This window comes from Streptomyces sp. NPDC055189 (genome assembly GCF_053606765.1).
Window position 1 is genome coordinate 1 of sequence record NZ_JBSGSG010000076.1, and the last position, 16,746, is coordinate 16,746.

At 70.2% G+C, this 16,746-nt stretch carries 14 protein-coding genes; 4 read left to right on the forward strand and 10 right to left on the reverse strand.

Annotated features, from left to right (window positions below; translation table 11 throughout):
- Nucleotides 1-52: 52 nt before the first annotated feature.
- Both ACWFR3_RS36055 and ACWFR3_RS36060 read right to left on the reverse strand, forming a co-directional pair.
- Entirely contained in the window at nt 53-919 is an 867-nt protein-coding gene (locus ACWFR3_RS36055; protein WP_453738912.1) for an alpha/beta hydrolase fold domain-containing protein, read from the reverse strand.
- A complete protein-coding gene (locus ACWFR3_RS36060; RefSeq protein WP_453738913.1) occupies nt 916-1,473 on the reverse strand; it encodes a quercetin 2,3-dioxygenase in 558 nt (185 codons plus the stop codon). Before ACWFR3_RS36060 ends, ACWFR3_RS36055 begins: the two co-directional genes overlap by 4 nt.
- A 94-nt stretch (nt 1,474-1,567) precedes the next feature.
- On the opposite strand from ACWFR3_RS36060, the gene ACWFR3_RS36065 reads away from it, so the two are divergent.
- Nucleotides 1,568-2,017, forward strand: a complete 450-nt coding sequence (locus ACWFR3_RS36065) for a MarR family winged helix-turn-helix transcriptional regulator (RefSeq protein WP_453738914.1) — start codon at nt 1,568-1,570, stop codon at nt 2,015-2,017.
- A gap of 110 nt (nt 2,018-2,127) precedes the next feature.
- On the opposite strand, the gene ACWFR3_RS36070 is transcribed toward ACWFR3_RS36065, so the two are convergent.
- Nucleotides 2,128-3,285, reverse strand: coding sequence for an acyl-CoA dehydrogenase family protein (locus ACWFR3_RS36070; RefSeq protein ID WP_453738915.1), 1,158 nt, complete (start codon nt 3,283-3,285; stop codon nt 2,128-2,130).
- Nucleotides 3,286-3,485: 200 nt separating this feature from the next.
- Between ACWFR3_RS36070 and ACWFR3_RS36075 the strand changes: the two genes are divergently transcribed.
- Nucleotides 3,486-4,829: a UDP-glucose dehydrogenase family protein gene (locus tag ACWFR3_RS36075; RefSeq protein ID WP_453738916.1), complete on the forward strand. Its 1,344-nt coding sequence runs from the start codon at nt 3,486-3,488 to the stop codon at nt 4,827-4,829.
- A gap of 86 nt (nt 4,830-4,915) precedes the next feature.
- On the opposite strand, the gene ACWFR3_RS36080 is transcribed toward ACWFR3_RS36075, so the two are convergent.
- The 3 genes from ACWFR3_RS36080 to ACWFR3_RS36090 all read right to left on the reverse strand — a co-directional run bounded on the left by ACWFR3_RS36080 (nt 4,916) and on the right by ACWFR3_RS36090 (nt 8,193).
- Nucleotides 4,916-5,476: a CGNR zinc finger domain-containing protein gene (locus ACWFR3_RS36080; RefSeq protein WP_453738917.1), complete on the reverse strand. Its 561-nt coding sequence runs from the start codon at nt 5,474-5,476 to the stop codon at nt 4,916-4,918.
- A gap of 48 nt (nt 5,477-5,524) precedes the next feature.
- Nucleotides 5,525-6,709, reverse strand: coding sequence for a dipeptidase (locus tag ACWFR3_RS36085; protein ID WP_453738918.1), 1,185 nt, complete (start codon nt 6,707-6,709; stop codon nt 5,525-5,527).
- A gap of 161 nt (nt 6,710-6,870) precedes the next feature.
- Nucleotides 6,871-8,193, reverse strand: a complete 1,323-nt coding sequence (locus tag ACWFR3_RS36090; protein WP_453738919.1) for an LCP family protein — start codon at nt 8,191-8,193, stop codon at nt 6,871-6,873.
- Nucleotides 8,194-8,323: 130 nt separating this feature from the next.
- On the opposite strand from ACWFR3_RS36090, the gene ACWFR3_RS36095 reads away from it, so the two are divergent.
- Nucleotides 8,324-8,872, forward strand: coding sequence for an acyl-CoA thioesterase (locus tag ACWFR3_RS36095; protein ID WP_453738920.1), 549 nt, complete (start codon nt 8,324-8,326; stop codon nt 8,870-8,872).
- A 43-nt stretch (nt 8,873-8,915) separates the two neighbouring features.
- On the opposite strand, the gene ACWFR3_RS36100 is transcribed toward ACWFR3_RS36095, so the two are convergent.
- Nucleotides 8,916-10,397, reverse strand: a complete 1,482-nt coding sequence (locus tag ACWFR3_RS36100; RefSeq protein ID WP_453738921.1) for an LCP family protein — start codon at nt 10,395-10,397, stop codon at nt 8,916-8,918.
- A gap of 153 nt (nt 10,398-10,550) precedes the next feature.
- On the opposite strand from ACWFR3_RS36100, the gene ACWFR3_RS36105 reads away from it, so the two are divergent.
- Nucleotides 10,551-11,591 (forward strand): glycosyltransferase family 2 protein, encoded by a 1,041-nt coding sequence (locus tag ACWFR3_RS36105; protein ID WP_453738922.1) that lies wholly within the window; start codon nt 10,551-10,553, stop codon nt 11,589-11,591.
- Between the two features lie 54 nt (nt 11,592-11,645).
- On the opposite strand, the gene ACWFR3_RS36110 is transcribed toward ACWFR3_RS36105, so the two are convergent.
- The 3 genes from ACWFR3_RS36110 to ACWFR3_RS36120 all read right to left on the reverse strand — a co-directional run bounded on the left by ACWFR3_RS36110 (nt 11,646) and on the right by ACWFR3_RS36120 (nt 16,668).
- Nucleotides 11,646-13,286, reverse strand: a complete 1,641-nt coding sequence (locus ACWFR3_RS36110) for an LCP family protein (RefSeq protein ID WP_453738923.1) — start codon at nt 13,284-13,286, stop codon at nt 11,646-11,648.
- 92 nt (nt 13,287-13,378) lie between these two features.
- A complete protein-coding gene (locus ACWFR3_RS36115) occupies nt 13,379-15,118 on the reverse strand; it encodes an LCP family protein (RefSeq protein ID WP_453738924.1) in 1,740 nt (579 codons plus the stop codon).
- Nucleotides 15,119-15,345: 227 nt separating this feature from the next.
- Nucleotides 15,346-16,668: an LCP family protein gene (locus ACWFR3_RS36120; RefSeq protein WP_453738925.1), complete on the reverse strand. Its 1,323-nt coding sequence runs from the start codon at nt 16,666-16,668 to the stop codon at nt 15,346-15,348.
- Between the last annotated feature and the right edge of the window lie 78 nt (nt 16,669-16,746).

Below are 16,746 nucleotides of genomic sequence, written 5' to 3' on the forward strand. Positions count from 1 at the left end.
GGGGGGGGGGGGGGGGGGGGCCCGGCCCCCCCCCCCCCCGCTCTCCGCGTTCTCAGGTCACGAGCCCCTGCGCGAACCGCAGCGAGCGGGCGAACACGTCCTCCACCACGTCGTCGGGCGCTCCGTACCAGCCGTGGTCGGCGCCCGGCACCGTGCGCAGTTCGACCGGGGCTCCCACCTCCCGCAGCCGCGCCGCGAGCGCCTCGCTGTGCGCGGCCGGGACCATCGTGTCCTGCTCGCCGTGGACCAGGAGGAAGGGCGGGGCGCCGCGGTGGGCCCGCGCGACGGGGCCGGCGGCGCGGGCCCGCTCGGGAACGGAGGCGGGGGCCGCGCCGAGCAGCAGGGCCTCCGGGGTGGTGGCGCTGTGCGGGTCGAACGGGCCGCGGGCGACGGTGAGATCGCTCGGGGCGTACCAGATCACGGCTCCGGCGGCCGAGGCCGCGGGGTCGAGCGCGAGCAGCGAGGCCAGGTGCCCGCCCGCGGACTCGCCCCACAGCACCGTCCTCGCGGTGTCGATGCCGAGCTCCGCCGCACGCAGGCCCAGCCAGCGCAGTGCGGCGCGCAGGTCGTCGAGCGGGGCGGGGAAGCGGGCCTCGCCGCTGAGCCGGTAGTCGGCGCAGGCGACCGCGAAGCCCGCCGCGGCGATGCGTTCAAGGGGGCCGGGGGTCCAGTGCCGGGTGCGCAGTCCCATGTCGTCACGGCGCCCTCTGCGCCAGGCGCCGCCGTGCACGAAGAGGACCAGAGGGGCGGGGCCGCTTCCGGCGGGCGGCAGCCAGAGGTCGAGTTCCAGGGGCCGGGCGCCTTCGACCTCGCCGTACGGGACGCCACGCAGGACCCGCGGATCAGGTGCCGGAAGAGGCGCGACGTCCGGATGGGGCCCGGCGATCAGCTTCCGCAGGTCAGGTCCCGTGTCGCTCACCGGGTGCGCCACTGGTGGTCGGGCAGGAAGCGCACGTCGTACTGCTCGGGGACGGTGGCGAACTTGTCGGGCGTGGGCACGACCGGCTCGCGCGGCAGACCGAGCCCTTCGGCGGGGGCGCCGAGCGTCTCGAAGAACCGCTCGAAGGTGCCGCCGGGCCCCGCGGCCACGCCGACGACCTGGCTGTGGTGGCGCTCCATGCGGTAGGCGTGCGGACAGTTCTTGGGCACGAAGCCGAAGTCGCCGGGGGTGAGGAGCTTCTCCTGCTGCTCGCCCTCCAGGTCCTCGACGAACAGGCGGACGGCGCCCTGGGTGACGTAGAAGACCTCGTAGGTGTCGGGGTGCAGATGGGCCGGGATGACGTTGCCCCTGGGGCCCTCGACGGTGAAGAAGTTGAAGGCGTTCTCGGTCTGCTCGCCACCCGCGTAAATGGTGATCAGGTCGCCGAACAGATGGGCGCGGTCGCCCTCGCCCTTCTCGATGACGTAGGGCTTGCCCGGCTCGGCGGGGATGCGTGAGGAGCGCCGGTGGCGGGTGGCGTACTCGATGGTCATGGCTCTCCCGGGGTGCGGAGCGACGAGCTGAATGTCAGGCAGCCTGACATAGTGGTGAGGGGTCGGGCAAGCCGCGGGCGCATAGGCTCGCGCCATGCACGCCACCGGCCGCAACCTCCCGCAACTGCTCGGCGACGCCCGGCGCTGGTTCGAGGACGCGCTCCTCGCGACCCTGCAAGAGGCGGGGGAGGCCCCGGTGTCCCCGACGCAGGCGGGCCTCTTCGCGGTCCTCGACGAGGAGGGCACGACGGTCTCCGAGCTGGCACGCCGGATGGGCGTCACCCGGCAGACCGCCCACCAGGCGGTGCACGGCCTGGTCGCCGCGGGTCTGCTCGAACAGGTCCCCGACCCCTCTTCCGGGCGCCGGCGGCTGATCCGCAGGACCGAGGAGGGCGCGCGCACGCACCGCAGGGCGGAACTGGTCCTGGGCCGCGTCGAGCGGGAGCTCGCCGAGAGGATCGGCGAGCAGCCGGTGCTCGCGCTGCGGGCGGCCCTCGAACTCCCGTGGGGCAGCCCGCCGGTTCTGGCCCCGCCCGGGAAGTGAGCGCCCCGCCCGAGAGGTGAGCCCCGGAAAACACGATCGCCCTCCCCCTGTGACAGGGGGAGGGCGACAGGTGCTGCTCCGAGGTGCTGCTCCGGAAGAGCCGCTCCGGGTTACGGCAGGTTGCGGGCCATCACGATCCGCTGGACCTGGTTCGTGCCCTCGTAGATCTGCGTGATCTTCGCGTCGCGCATCATCCGCTCGACGGGGTAGTCACGGGTGTAGCCGTAGCCGCCGAGCAGCTGGACGGCGTCCGTGGTGACCTCCATCGCGACGTCCGAGGCGAAGCACTTGGCGGCCGCACCCTGGAAGGTGAGGTCGGCGTCGCCGCGCTCCGACTTGGCGGCGGCGGCATACGTCAGCTGCCGCGCGGCCTCGATCTTCATCGCCATGTCCGCGAGCATGAACTGCACGCCCTGGAAGTCGCCGATCGGCTTCCCGAACTGCTTGCGCTCCTGGACGTACCCCTTGGCGTAGTCCAGGGCGCCCTGCGCGATGCCGAGCGCCTGGGCCGCGATGGTGATGCGGGTGTGGTCCAGGGTCTTCATCGCCGTGGCGAAGCCCGTGCCCTCCTCGCCGATCATGCGGTCGGCGGGGATGCGAACGTTGTCGAAGTAGACCTCGCGGGTCGGCGAACCCTTGATGCCGAGCTTGCGCTCGGGGGCGCCGAAGGAGACACCCTCGTCCGACTTCTCCACGACGAAGGCGGAGATCCCCTTCGAGCGCTTGGTCGGGTCGGTCACGGCCATCACCGTGTAGTACTCGGAGACGCCCGCGTTCGTGATCCAGCGCTTCACGCCGTTGAGGACCCAGAAGTCCCCGTCACGGACGGCCTTCGTCTTCATGCCCGCCGCGTCCGAACCCGCGTCCGGCTCGGAGAGGGCGTACGAGAACATGCCCTCGCCCTTGGCGAGCGGCGTCATGTACTTCTTCTTCAGCTCCTCGGACCCGGAGAGGATCACGGGGAGCGAGCCCAGCTTGTTCACGGCCGGGATCAGGGAGGACGAGGCGCAGACGCGGGCCACTTCCTCGATCACGATGACCGTGGCGAGCGCGTCGGCGCCGGTGCCGCCGAAGCTCTCCGGTACGTGCACGGCGTGCAGGTCGGAGGCGACGAGCGCGTCGTGCGCCTCCTGCGGGAAGCGGGCCTCCTCGTCCACCGCGGCGGCGAACGGTGCGATCTTCGCCTCGGAGAGCGAACGGATCGCGTCCCGGAGCATGTCGTGCTCCTCGGACGGGCGGTACAGGTCGAAATCAGCCGATCCGGCCAAGGTTTCTCACGCTCCAAGGACGCTAATTACCGTTAAGTAACCCAAATTTTAGAGGGCGGCTCACGTGAGGGATACGTGAGCTTGCCGACAGCCGGCACCGGGCGGTCGGCGAGCGGTCGGCAATGGCGGAAACGTGCCCGGTCAAGGGCCCGACTATGCTCGGGCACCGCACTGACGGCCGTATACCCCTGGAGCACCGCATGGCCCTCAAGATCACCGTGATCGGCACCGGCTACCTCGGTGCGACGCACGCCGCGGCCATGGCCGAGCTCGGTTTCGAGGTGCTCGGCCTCGACGTCGTGCCCGAGAAGATCGAGATGCTGCAGCGGGGCGAGGTCCCGATGTACGAGCCCGGCCTGGAGGAGCTGCTGCGCAAGCACGTCGCCGGGATCGAGGGTTCGAGCGGGCGGCTGCGCTTCACCATGGACTTCGCGGAGGTCGCGGCCTTCGGCGACGTCCACTTCGTCTGCGTGAACACCCCGCAGAAGCACGGCGAGTACGCCTGCGACATGAGCTACGTCGACAGCGCCTTCGCTCAGCTCGCCCCGCACCTGACGCGCCCCGCGCTCGTCGTCGGCAAGTCCACCGTGCCGGTCGGCTCGGCGGACCGCCTCGCGCGCGAGCTGGCCGCGGCCGCTCCCGCGGGCGCGGAGGCCGAGCTGGCCTGGAACCCGGAGTTCCTGCGCGAGGGCTTCGCGGTCAAGGACACCCTTCACCCGGACCGCATCGTCGTCGGCGTCCGCAGCGCGCACGCCGAGAAGCTGCTCCGCGAGGTGTACGCGGGTCCGATCGGTGAGGGCTCGCCCTTCGTCGTCACGGACTTCCCGACCGCCGAGCTCGTGAAGACCGCGGCCAACTCCTTCCTCGCCACGAAGATCTCGTTCATCAACGCGATGGCCGAGGTGTGCGAGGCCGCGGGCGGCGACGTCGTGAAGCTGGCGGAGGCGCTCGGATACGACGACCGCATCGGCAAGAAGTTTTTGCGCGCCGGGATCGGCTTCGGCGGCGGCTGCCTTCCCAAGGACATCCGGGCGTTCATGGCGCGGGCGGGGGAGCTCGGCGCCGACCAGGCGCTGACGTTCCTGCGGGAGATCGACTCCATCAACATGCGCCGGCGCGGGCAGATGGTGGAGATGGCACGCGAGGCGCTCGGCGGCGGGTCCTTCCTGGGCAAGCGGGTCGCGGTACTCGGCGCCACGTTCAAGCCTGACTCGGACGACGTCCGTGACTCGCCCGCGCTGAACGTCGCCGGGCAGATCCACCTCCAGGGCGGCCAGGTGACCGTGTACGACCCCAAGGGGATGGAGAACGCGGCCCGGCTCTTCCCGACGCTCGCGTACGCACAGACGGCCCTGGACGCGGTCAGGGGCGCCGACGCGGTCCTGCACCTGACGGAGTGGGCCGAGTTCCGCGAGCTGGACGCGGAGGCCCTGGGCCAGGTGGCGTCGAACCCCCTCATCCTGGACGGCCGCAACGCGCTCGACCCGCAGGTCTGGCGCGCGGCGGGCTGGACGTACCGGGCGATGGGGAGGCCGGGGGCTTAATTCAGCCCGTCCGGCGTTTGAGGAGATTCTTGGCGGTCAGGCCCCGGCGCCAGCCGGTTTTCGGGAAGGGGCGGGGTCGGGAGAACTCACCCCTCCCCACCCGCACCCTTCCTCGCCCGATAAGCCCGCATTTTGGCGCGGGCCCCGCACACCCCCATGTCGCACCACCGGCTCCGCCCGGCAGGACTGCGGTCGTAATAGGCCCAATGGCAATCGAGGGCTTCGCACGCCTTGAGGCGCCCCCACGTCCCGGCGGCGGCCGCCTCCGCGATCGCCGCCGCCACTCGTGAGACCAGCGGCGCCGAGTCGACCGGAGCGAGCGACGCCGAGTCGACCGGAGCGAGCGACGCCGACCCGTCATCGGCGGAGATCCGCACCAACAGCGGCGCCCCCGCGAGGAGTTGATCCAGCGACAGAGACTGCGGCGGCGCCCCCGCATGCGGCCCGAGTCCCGCATGGGCGAGGCACACCACCCGCAGCGACTCCCGCAGCTCCCGCGCGGCCGTCACCTCCGCGCCCGGCGCGAGGCCGAACGGCGCCCGCCCCTCCGTGGTATCGAGGGCGTCCGCGCCCGACTCCACGTCCAGCGTGTTCACCAGCGCCTGGACCAGCGCGAGCCCTCCAGGAGCGGGTGCTCTGTCGTTCATGCACGCGACGTTACCCTCAAAGAGGCGGCATGCGGTAACTGTCAGGCATTAGAGCCCCGCCTGCCGGCGCAGCCTCTCCCGCGCCGCCCGCGCCGCGAAGTCCGCGCCGCGCAGCACCCGTTGGACATTGCCCCACGTCAGGCGGGCGAGGTCCTCGTCGGGCCAGTCGCGCTCGATGAGCTCGGCGATGAGGTGCGGATAGTGCGAGACGTCGCCCAGGCCGTCGGGGTGCGCGTCCGGGGTGTCGTACATCCCCGAGAGGCCCACGGACTCCGGCCCCGCGAGACGGCGCACGTGATCGAGGTGGTCCGCCACCTCCCGTATCGAGGAACCCGTCTGCCCGGCCGCCAGGGGCACCAGGCACAGGCCCTTGGCGGCGCCGAGCGCGGTGAGCAGGTCGTCCGGCAGGTTCGCCGGGGCGTCCCGCAGCGCGCGGGCTCCCGCGCGGGTGAACAGCACCGGCGCCCTGGAGACGGCGAGCACCCGGCGCGCCGTTGCCTCGGATGCCCCGGAAAGCTCCGCGAGCACCCCGAGCCGGTTCAGCTCGCGCACCACTTCCTCGCCGAACGGACTCAGCCCCTGCGGGCCCGCCCATGACGTGCCGGAGAGCGTCAGCGAGCACAGGCCGAGGGCGTGCAGGGCGCGCAGGGTGGCGAGCGAGTCGCCGATCGCCTCTGCGCGCGCCGGACCGAGCAGGGCGGCGATGCGGCCGCAGTGGCGGGCGTCGGCCACCTCGGACGCCGACGCGGCAAGACGCAACCCCTCGGAATGACCGCGGACGACCTGCTTGGCGAGGTCGAGCTGTTCCAGGGTCGCGCCGAGCACCCGGTCACCGGTGATGGACTCCGGGACGTGCAGGGACCAGAATTGCGCCCCCACACCGCCCGCACGCAGGCGCGGCACATCGGCGTCCACGGCGTTGTCGCCGAGCTCCAGGTCGTACCAGGGCAGTCCGCGCAGCACCCAGGGCAGTCCGCTGTAGCCGTCGGCGACGGGATGCGCGGCGAGCAGCGCGCGGGCCCGCCTGAGCGGGTCCGGCACGGAGGGCCCGGGTTTGGGCCGCAGCTCTTCGGCCGCTGTCCCGGACCGTGATCCGGGGGCTGTCGCCGTCTCGCGCGCCGGTCCGGGCTCGAAGCCGTCGGATATGGGCGGAGGTTCGGGGGTCCGCTCGACGGGCCGGTCGAGGTCTCCGGCTTCGGCGGTGGTGTCGAGGTCGACCTGCAGATCTGCCATTGGCGTGCTCCGGGCGTCAGGTGGGGTCCGGTCCACCGTGACACGAGGGAGCCGCGCCTTCGCGGCGGGCGGAGCGTTCGGGGTACGGGGCCGTGCCCGCGGCATGCGGGAGGGCCCCGCCGATCCGCCGGCGGGGCCCTCCCGTGATTCGCTCGAACGTCTCAGCCGCCCGAGACGGTCACCTTCTCGTCGTTGTTCAGCTGCTCCACCATCTGCTTGACCTTGGCCTTGTCCCACAGCAGGTTGCCGCCGGTGGAGCCCGCGAGCGGCATGTTCATGGACTTGCCGTCGCCGCCCGTGACGCCCTTCATCGCCCAGAACATGGACGCCACGTCGAACAGGCCCATGTCCTTGTCGACGATCAGCGTGTCCAGGCCCGCGCCCATCGTGGGGTAGAGCTTGAAGGGGTTCAGGACCGTGCCCGGCGTCGCCGCCTGGTTGGCCAGGGCCGCGAGGAACTTCTGCTGGTTCTTCGTGCGGTCCAGGTCGCTGCCCTTCAGGGCGTAACGGGTGCGGACGAAGGCCAGGGCCTCCTTGCCGTCGAGGGTCTGCTTGCCCGCCTCGAAGTCGGCGCCGGACTTCTCGTCCTTGAAGCCCTCGGGGATGTCCAGCTCGACGCCGCCGACCGCGTCCACGATCTTGGCGAAGCCGCCGAAGCCGATCTCGGCGTAGTGGTCGATGCGCAGGCCGGTGTTGTACTCGACGGTCCGCACGAGCAGCTCGGGGCCGTCCTCGGCGTACGCCGCGTTGAGCTTCGTCTGGCGGCCCTGGTTCGGGTAGAGCTTGCCGGACTCGGCGCCCTTGAAGGACGGGATCGTCACGTTCGAGTCGCGGGGCAGCGAGATCATCGTGTTCCCGCCGTCGTCCGCGACGTGCAGGATCATCATCGAGTCCGTGCGCTTGCCCTCGGCGGAGCCCGTGTGGAGGTCCTTCTTGTCCTGGTCGGACATGCCCTCGCGGCTGTCGGAGCCGACGATCAGGTAGTTAGTGCCGTCGCCGCCGTCGGGGCGCTCGATGACCTTGGAGAGGTCGACCTCGCGCTTGAGCTTGCCGTCGGCCCAGAAGTACGTGCCGACGGAGACCGCGACAAGCACCACGACCAGGGTGATCGAGCCGATCTTGATGCGGCGCCGCCAGTTCGGGGCGGGGCGGGGGGCGCGGGTGCCGTATCCGTCGCCGCCCTGGCCGCCGTTGCCCTGGCCGTTCGGGGAGCCGTAGACCTGACCGGTGTTGTAACCGCTGTCGTAGTCGTTCTGTGCGGGGCCGCGGGGCTCGAACATGTCGTCGCGCGCGTCGCCGTACCGCTGGCCGGAGCCGTCGTCGTACGAGTGCTGCTGCGGGACACCTCCCGCCTGCTGCTGGCCCGGTCGGCCGGACGGGCCGCCGCGCTGGACATGCCGCATCCTGCGGGCGCCCTCAGGCTGTGCGCTCCCGCTGCCCCGGCCGTATCCACGGCCGCCCTGGTCGTCAGGCCAATCGCTCATGTGGACCAGTGTGCCGTCTTGGAGAGGGTGCCTTACAGGGCAGGTGGGATTTCGGGTCAGGGCTGTTGCAGAGCTGATGCAAAGCGGCCGGGGGCCGGCCCGGACATACGTCAGACATAGGGTGGAGCCCATGACAGACCTGGCCCCTGGCGCGGAATCGGAGATTCCGGGCAAGCCGACTTCGGCGTCCCGTACGACTCTCAGCCACATCATGACCCACGCCGACACCAACCTCCTCGGGACGGTGCACGGCGGTGTGATCATGAAACTGGTGGACGACGCGGCGGGGGCCGTCGCCGGACGGCACTCGGGCGGACCCGCGGTCACCGCGTCCATGGACGAGATGGCCTTCCTGGAGCCGGTGCGCGTCGGCGACCTCGTCCATGTGAAGGCGCAGGTGAACTGGACGGGCCGCAGCTCCATGGAGGTCGGCGTCCGGGTCCTCGCCGAGCGCTGGAACGAGTCGACGCCCGCACAGCAGGTGGGCTCCGCGTATCTCGTCTTCGCCGCCGTCGACGCGGACGGCAAGCCGCGGACCGTGCCGCCGGTGCTCCCGGAGACCGAGCGGGACCGGCGCCGGTATCAGGAGGCGCAGATCCGGCGCACGCACCGTCTCGCGCGGCGCCGGGCCATCAAGGAGCTGCGGCAGGCGCGTGCCGCCGAGGGGCTCCAGGACTGAACCGCCGAGGGGCTCCAGGACTGAGCCCCCGGGCGGCCCCGGCCTACCGGCACACCACCTGGTCGCCGGTCAGGGCGCCGAACTCGCCTTGGTAGGCGTCCTCCGCCTGTACCAACCTGATCCGCTTGAAGTCCTGGCCCACGAACACCTTCAGGGTCGAGCCGAGCCCGTTCACCGGCTTCATGATGCTGCCGGGCAGCGCGGTCGCCAGGGACTTCGCCGACCGGTCCCAGCGCGGGTCGTACGCGACGACCGTGTGCTTGAGCGGCGCTCCGGGCCAGTTGCCCGGAGCCCGGGTCGTCCTGAAGCCGGTGGACCGCAGCGCGCCGTCGACCTGCTTGCCCTGGCCCGGCCTGCCCGTTCCGTTGTCGACCTGCACCCGGATCTGCTGCGGGGACACGTCGACGATGGCCCGCTTGGCGTGGTGCGCGGCGAGCGGGCGGTCGGCGCGGATCGCGTCGAAGAGCTTCGTGGACTTCCTCGGGTCCCACTTCAGCGTCGAGCCGATGCCCGGCACGTTCACGCCCTTGTCGAGCAGCGGCACCGTGGTGAATTCCGAGGACCGCGGCGAGAAGCCGCGCATCGCCCGCCCCAGGGAGAGCATCTCGTTCGTGCCGAAGCCGCCGTCGGCCCGCACCGAGCTGAGCAGCGTCCTGCTCACGTCGCGGAATTTGAGCGGGTTGAGCAGCACCCCGCTGCCGGTCGCCTTGGAGATCAGCGCCGCGAGGAACCGCTGCTGGCGGCGCATCCGCCCCAGGTCGGACGAGCCGTCGACGTGCCGGGTGCGGACGTACTGCAGCGCGGCGCCGCCGTTCAGCGTGTGGGTGCCGACGGGCAGGTCGAGTCCGGTGTACGAGTCCTTGAGCGGGCGGGACGTGCAGATCTCGACGCCGCCGAGCACGTCCACGGTCTTCATGAAGCTGGTGAAGTCGACCTCCAGATAGTGGTCGATCTTGACCTTCGTCATGTTCTCGACGGTCCGCACGGTGAGGTTGGCGCCGCCCTCCGCGTACGCCGCGTTCATCTTGACCGGGTGCGGCTTGTGCTTCTCGCCGGAGTTCCGGTCGACGTGCTCGGGCATCTCGGCGTAGCTGTCCCGGGGCAGGCTCACGACGCTGGCGCGGTTCCGGTCCTCCGAGATGTGCACGATCATGATCGTGTCCGTGCAGTGGCAGGGCGCTCCGCCCAGGCGGTACTTCTGCTTGTCCGCATCGGTGATCTTGTCGCGGCCGTCGGTGCCCACCAGCAGGACGTTCATGCCGGTGCCCCCCTTGGGCCGGTTCTTCATGTCCTTGAAGGCGTCGACCCGGTCGATCTTGGTGTCGAGGCTGGTGACGACGGCGTGCCCGATCCCGGCCGCCGCGAGCACCGTCACGGAGAAGACCGTCGCCGCCCGCGCGACCCAGCGTGGCCGCCTGCGCCGCTTGACCGGCCGACCCGCGGGCTGCTGCGCAGGCTGCCTCGCGCGTGGCGGGCGCTGGCCACGCGGTGGCGGGGTCGGGTAGCGGCGGGGCGGTGTGGGCACGTGAAGGGACACCTCCGCGGTGGCCGGGACGGGTGGGGGAGAGTCTCGATGGGCCGGGGAATGCCAGAACCGTAGGCCCATACGATCTGCGACCCGGGGCAGCAGGCCGGGCGGCGCGCGCCGGTGTCCCCCATTCGCGGTAACGTGACGCCGATGAACGCGACGCCTCACGTGCAGCTTCCTGCCGTCTCCGTGATCATGCCGGTGCTCAACGAGGAACGGCATCTGCGTGCTGCCGTATCCGCGATCCTCGAACAGGATTACGACGGTGAGATGGAGGTCGTCGTCGCGCTCGGTCCCTCCACGGACCGCACGGACGAGATCGCCGCCGAACTGGTCGCCGAGACCGCGGGGCACCGCGCGAGGGTGCAGACCGTCCCGAACCCCACGGGCCGCACGCCCGCGGCCCTGAACGCCGCGATCAAGGCCTCCGGCCACCCGATCGTGGTGCGCGTGGACGGCCACGGCATCCTCTCGCCCGGCTACATCGCCACGGCCGTACGCCTCCTGGAGGAGACCGGCGCGCAGAACGTCGGCGGCATCATGCACGCCGAGGGCGAGAACGACTGGGAGCACGCGGTCGCCGCCGCCATGACGTCGAAGATCGGCGTGGGCAACGCCGCCTTCCACACCGGCGGCGAGGCCCAGCAGGCGGAGACCGTCTACCTCGGTGTCTTCCGCCGCGAGGCCCTGGAACAGCAGGGCGGCTACAACGAAGAGTTCATCCGCGCCCAGGACTGGGAGCTGAACTTCCGTATCCGCGAGGCGGGCGGCCTCATCTGGTTCTCGCCCGAGCTGAAGGTGCAGTACCGCCCGCGGCCGAGCGTGAAGGCGCTTGCCAAGCAGTACAAGGACTACGGCCGCTGGCGGCACGTCGTCGCCCGCTACCACGAGGGCTCCATCAACCTGCGCTACCTCGCGCCGCCGACCGCCGTCTGCGCGATCGCGGCAGGCGTCGTGGTGGGCGCCCTCGTCACGCCTTGGGGCTTCGTCGTCCCCGCCGGCTACCTCGCGGCGATCACCGCGGGCTCGCTGCCCGCGGGCAAGGGGCTGCCGCTGAAGGCGCGCCTGCAGATCCCGGTGGCGCTTGCGACCATGCACATGTCGTGGGGCTGGGGCTTCCTGACCAGCCCGCGTTCGCTCGCCAAGAGGGTCATCGCTTCCCGGCGTCCGGCTGTCCTCAGCGAAGCCTGAGGCACGTGCCTTCCGGGCGGACCCGGCCCGCTGCAGGCGGGCCGGGGTCCGGCGTCACTCCCAGGTGAACTTCGGGTTCACGTGCATGCAGGCCTTCTTGTCCGAGCCGTTGAGCGCGTCGGCCGAATCCGGCGTCTTGTCGTCCTGTTTCGACTTGGGGTAGGTGTTCCCCTCCCGCCAGTCGGCGCCGACGACCAGGGTCACCCCGGAGACGTCCGTCGACTTCTTCACCGAACTCAGCTTCATGCCGAGGGACTTGGCGACCCGCTGGGCGTCGCCCTCCAGGTCCGCGCTGGGGAACCTGATGACGGTCTTCTCCTCGGCGAGCGCCGTCGTCGTATCGGCAGCCGCCTTGGTGAAGCCCTTCCCTGCGAGTAGCTGAGTGATGGTGGTCGCCCGCCCGCTGGCCGGCGGCTCGGTGTCCGAGCGGGTGCCGTTCTGCACCTGCACGGCGATCTCGGCGTCGTCGGCCGCCGGGTCGTCCGAGACCTTCTCCTTGGCGGCCTTCTTCTTGCCCTTGCCGTCCAGCGCGACGTCGTCGCGTACGAGGCGGAAGAGCTGCTCGGCGTCGCCCGGCTTGGGGACCACGCGCGCGCCCAGGTACTCGAACGGCATGGTCGTCATCGTGGTCCGCTCCGGCGAGACCTTCTTGAGCTCGTTGCTCAGGTCGAAGAGCTTCTTGACGCTGCCGAGGCCCTCGTCGACCTTGAGCGCGCTGGTGGCCGTCTCGGCCAGCTTGCGCAGCTTGTTGGGGCTGCTCAGACCGGCGTTCTCGCGCAACTCGCGCACGAGCGAGTTCATGTACATGTGCTGGGCCTTGGCGCGGGCGATGTCGCTGCCGTCGTCGAAGCCGTAGCGGGTGCGCAGCCACTGCAGGGCCTGCTCGCCCTTGATGGACGTGGTGCCCTCTTCGAGCTTCAGGCCCGATCCGTGGCCCTCGCTGTCGCGCGAGTGGATGTTGGCGTCCACGCAGACCGGCACGCCGCCGATCGCGTCGGCCATGTCGACCACACCCGAGAAGTCCACTTCCATGAAGTGGTTGATGTGGATGTTGGTGAGCTTCTCCCAGGTGGCGACCGTGCAGCCGGGGCCGCCGCGGCCGAGCGTCTGGTTCGTCATCGTCCGCTGCGTGGACGCCTCGTAGACCTTGCCGTCGTCGGGGTCGGTGCACTTGGGTATGTCGAGCAGGGTGTCGCGCGGCATGCTGATGACCGACATGTTCGTGCGGTCGGCCGACAGGTGGAGCAGCATCTGGACGTCGGCGAGCGGTGTGCCCCCGAACGTCTCCTTGGCGCCGCCGAGCTTCTGGTTCTCCTTGGAGTCCCGCGCGTCCGAGCCGATGAGCAGGATGTTCAGCGGCGTCTGGCCCGCGGCGTTCGGCGTGGGCGCGGGAGCCCGGTCCTCGCCGATGTTCAGCTCGTCGGTCTCCAGGTTGTTGTTCAGATGCTGGTACCAGAGATATCCGGCGCCGGCCGTGCCGAGAATCAGCACCGACAGGATCGTCGCCGACCAGCGGAGTATCCGGCGTCTTGGACGCGGCGCCCGCGGGCCGCCGCCCCCACTGCGGTGCCGCTGCTTACCGCCGTCCGCCGGTGGTTTCCCGCCCTCGTGCTGCGGGCTTTCTTCCAAGCCAAGATCACTTGCGTGCGGGGCACGTTCTCGCGCCCCCTCCCCACGCACGCTGCTCTTCCCCATCCCCTGCCCCTCCCCGCGCCCCCGGCGCTCCCCGCGCCAGCCCGAATTACGGCCATCCTGCGCCTTGTTAGACGCAGAATGGCCGCTTCAGGTCACTTGGCACACACAGTCTTATCCGCTTCGACCTTCTGGATGTCCTCCGGCGCCTTCGACGGGGCACTGATCGAGACCCCGGCCCCCTTGAAGTCGCTGCCGAGCGTCAGCTTGATGGCGGGCAGACCCTGCGAGTTCTTCTCGCTCTTGCCGGGCTTCATCGCGGAGCCCGAGAGCCCCATGATGTCGGCGAGCCGCCGGGCCTGGTCGGCCTGGTCGGGGGCGTACTCCAGCGTCGTCTTCTTGAGGTCGGACGGCGCGTTGCCGAGCTGGCTTGCTTTGGACATGCCCTCAGTGTTCTGCAAGTACGTGAGAGTTGCCTGAGCGGCGCCGGTCTTGCCGCTGCCGTTGTAGATGTTGACCCGCACGTCGGAGGCCGCGGACTTGCTGCCCTTGAGACGGGCGGCGACCTCCGCCTTCTCCTTCTTCTCCTTCTTCTTCACCGCGGTCAGCGACTCGTCGGCGCGCATCATGGCGAAGAGCGGCTCGGCCTTGCTCTCGTTCGGGATGACCGTCGTGTGGACCTTCTCCGCCGGGTTGTCGACGACGGGCACGGTCGCGAAGCTGAGGTTCTTCATGTCGAGCTTGCCGAGCTCCATGCCCAGGTCACGGAGTTTCATGATGTCCGCGATCTTGGAGTCGACGGTGAGCGCGTCGGTGCCCGCTTCGGCCAGCTTTATCATCTTCGACGGGCTGGTGAGCGTGTCGTTCGACTTGAGCTTGCGCATCAGCGAGCTGAGGAACTGCTGCTGGAGCTCGATGCGGCTCAAGTCGCCGCCGGTGCCCACGGAGTGACGCGTACGGACGAACGCCAGTGCGTCCTCGCCCTCGATGGTGTGCTTGCCCTTGGGCAGCTTCAGGTGCGAGTCCGGGTCGTCGATGTCCTTGGCCAGACAGACCTCCACGCCGCCGACCGCGCTCGAAAGCGTCTTGACCGCGTTGAAGTCGGCCACCATGAAGTGGTCCATCTTTATGCCGGTGATCTCGGTGACTGTCCGCATGGTGCAGCTGGGCGTGCGGTCGTTCTGGCCGAGGCTCTCGTTGAAGCGGACGCCCTGCGAGCCGGCGATGGTCTTCTTGGTGCCGTCCTCCATCTCGGTCGGGCAGTCCGGAATGTCCGTGATCATGTCGCGCGGGATGCTCAACGCGGTCGCGTTCGTGCGGTCCTTCGAGACGTGCAGCAGGATCGTCGTGTCGGCGTGGCCGAGGCTTCCCTTGTCGCCGTACTTCTCGTTGCCCTTGCCGCTGCGCTTGTCCGTGCCCATCACCAGGATGTTGATGGCGCGGTCCTTGCTGAAGCCGCCGGTGCCCGCTCCGTCGTCGCCGATGGAGGTGATGTTGTCGTTGAGGTGCTGGTAGTAGAGGTACCCGGCGGTACCCGTCGCGACCAGGACAAAGGCGAGCACGCCGCCCGTCCACACCAGGGCCTTCTTGCCCTTGGACTTCTTCGGCTTCTGCTTGCGCCGCCCTCCCGCGGCCTCCGGCTGCGGAGCGCGGCGTCTGCGCTGCGGCGGCACATCGCGCTGTTCGCGCTGTTCGTCACGGTGCTCGTCGCGTCGGCCGTCACGGCCGCGCGTTCCCTGGCGTGACGAGGACCGCGTCGATCTGCGGGGTCCGGGTACTGCCGACTGCCCTCCGGAAGGGCTCAGTCGCAGTTCGTAATCGCCGGTGTTCGGGTTGAGTACCCACTGGTCTGCGGGATCGATGTTCTCCGCCCGCCCACGGCCTTGCGCGTCCACGGTTGTCTGCGTCCTCCGTCGGGGCCACGCGGCGCCTTTCCCCCCTCAAGAAAGGCGCTCGGTCAGTCGTCCAGCGGTGCGCGGCCACGAAGGGCCCGGCGCACCGGATCGCTCACACTATCCGCCCAGTTCAGCGATGAACGACGCCGGTGACAAATTCCACTCCCCTACAACTGGGCAATCCGCCCTATTTCTTTGTGCGGGCGGTCTTGCGCTTGAGCATGGCTTTACTCGCAGGTCGTTCCGGCGGCCGTGTTGCCCCGGAATGTGGGAGCGGGGCTCGGCGTATCGGCGGGGTCGTCCGGCTTCTCGTCGCTCTCGTAGTCGTACTCCTCGGAGTCTTCGTACGTGTCGGCTCCGTCGTACTCCTCGGAGTCGCTCCGGCCCTTCTCCGCCTGCTCGTTGCGGGGGGTCGGCTCGGGCTCCTCGCGTGTCACTTGAAGGGGTGCGTCCGTTCGGAGTCGCGAGAACAGTTCGTCCGCTGCGGGCTCCACGAGTTCATCCCGATTGGCGTCGTAGACATAGGAGCGCCGGGGCACCGTGAGGAACTGCACCTGTTCTGTGGGGATGTTGCGCATGCCGCGCACCAGTTCGTACAAACCACGCAAACTCGCGAGTGCCGGGTCGGTCGTCAGCGAAGAAGTGGCCGCGTCGAGAACGGGATAGAGCTTCCCCGGATTGAGCAGGACGTCATTGCTCTGCACCTTGTTGACGAGTGCCGCGAGGAACTGCTGCTGGCGGTCCATCCGGTCTGTGTCGCTGCCGTTGCCGATGCTCTTGCGAGCGCGCACATAGCCGAGCGCCTGTTCGCCGTTGAGGGTCTGCATGCCCGCGGCGATCTTCAGATGGGCGGCCTTGTCGTTGATCGGCCGCTTGAGGCAGACCTGGACGCCGTCGACCGCGTCGACCATGTCCTTGAACCCGGCGAAGTCCACGACCATGTGGTGGTCGACGCGGATCTTCGTCATCTTCTCGATCGTACGAATGGTGCAGGCAGTCCCGCCGAACTCGTACGCCCAGTTGAACTGCGCGAACTGGGCCCGCGTCCGTGACCCGTCGGCCTTGCGGCAACTGGGCAGGTCCACCATCACGTCCCGCGGGATCGACACCGCGGTCGCGCTCTTCCGGTCGGCCGACAGGTGCAGCAGGATCGTGGTGTCCGAGCGCTGGGTGCCCGGATCGCGGCCGTATTTCTTGTTGCCGCGGCCCGCCCGGGTGTCGGAGCCGATGAGCAGGATGTTCTGCGCGCCGTTCACCAGTGCCGTCGGGCGCTCCTTCTCGTAGCGGGCGAGCTCGGCCGCGGCGTCGGTGTCCTTGGTGATGTTGCCGTCGAGCTTCTTGTAGATGGCCCACCCGGCGCCCCCGGCGACCAGGACGAGCCCGGCCGCCCCCACCGCCGTCCACCGCAGCCAGCGCCGCCTGCGCCGGGCGATGCCCTCGCCGGTGGGGCTGGAGCCCGCACCGGGAGCGTGCGTGACCGGCGGCTCAGGCAGGGCCCCGTCCGGGTCCGGGCGATCCGGTCCGGCGGGCATGCCTGCGGTGTCGGACACGTCTACGTCCACCCCTCATCGCGACGTCGGTGCAAGGTGCGCTTCTACGACCATGGACCGACGTGACGCCGGGGGCCT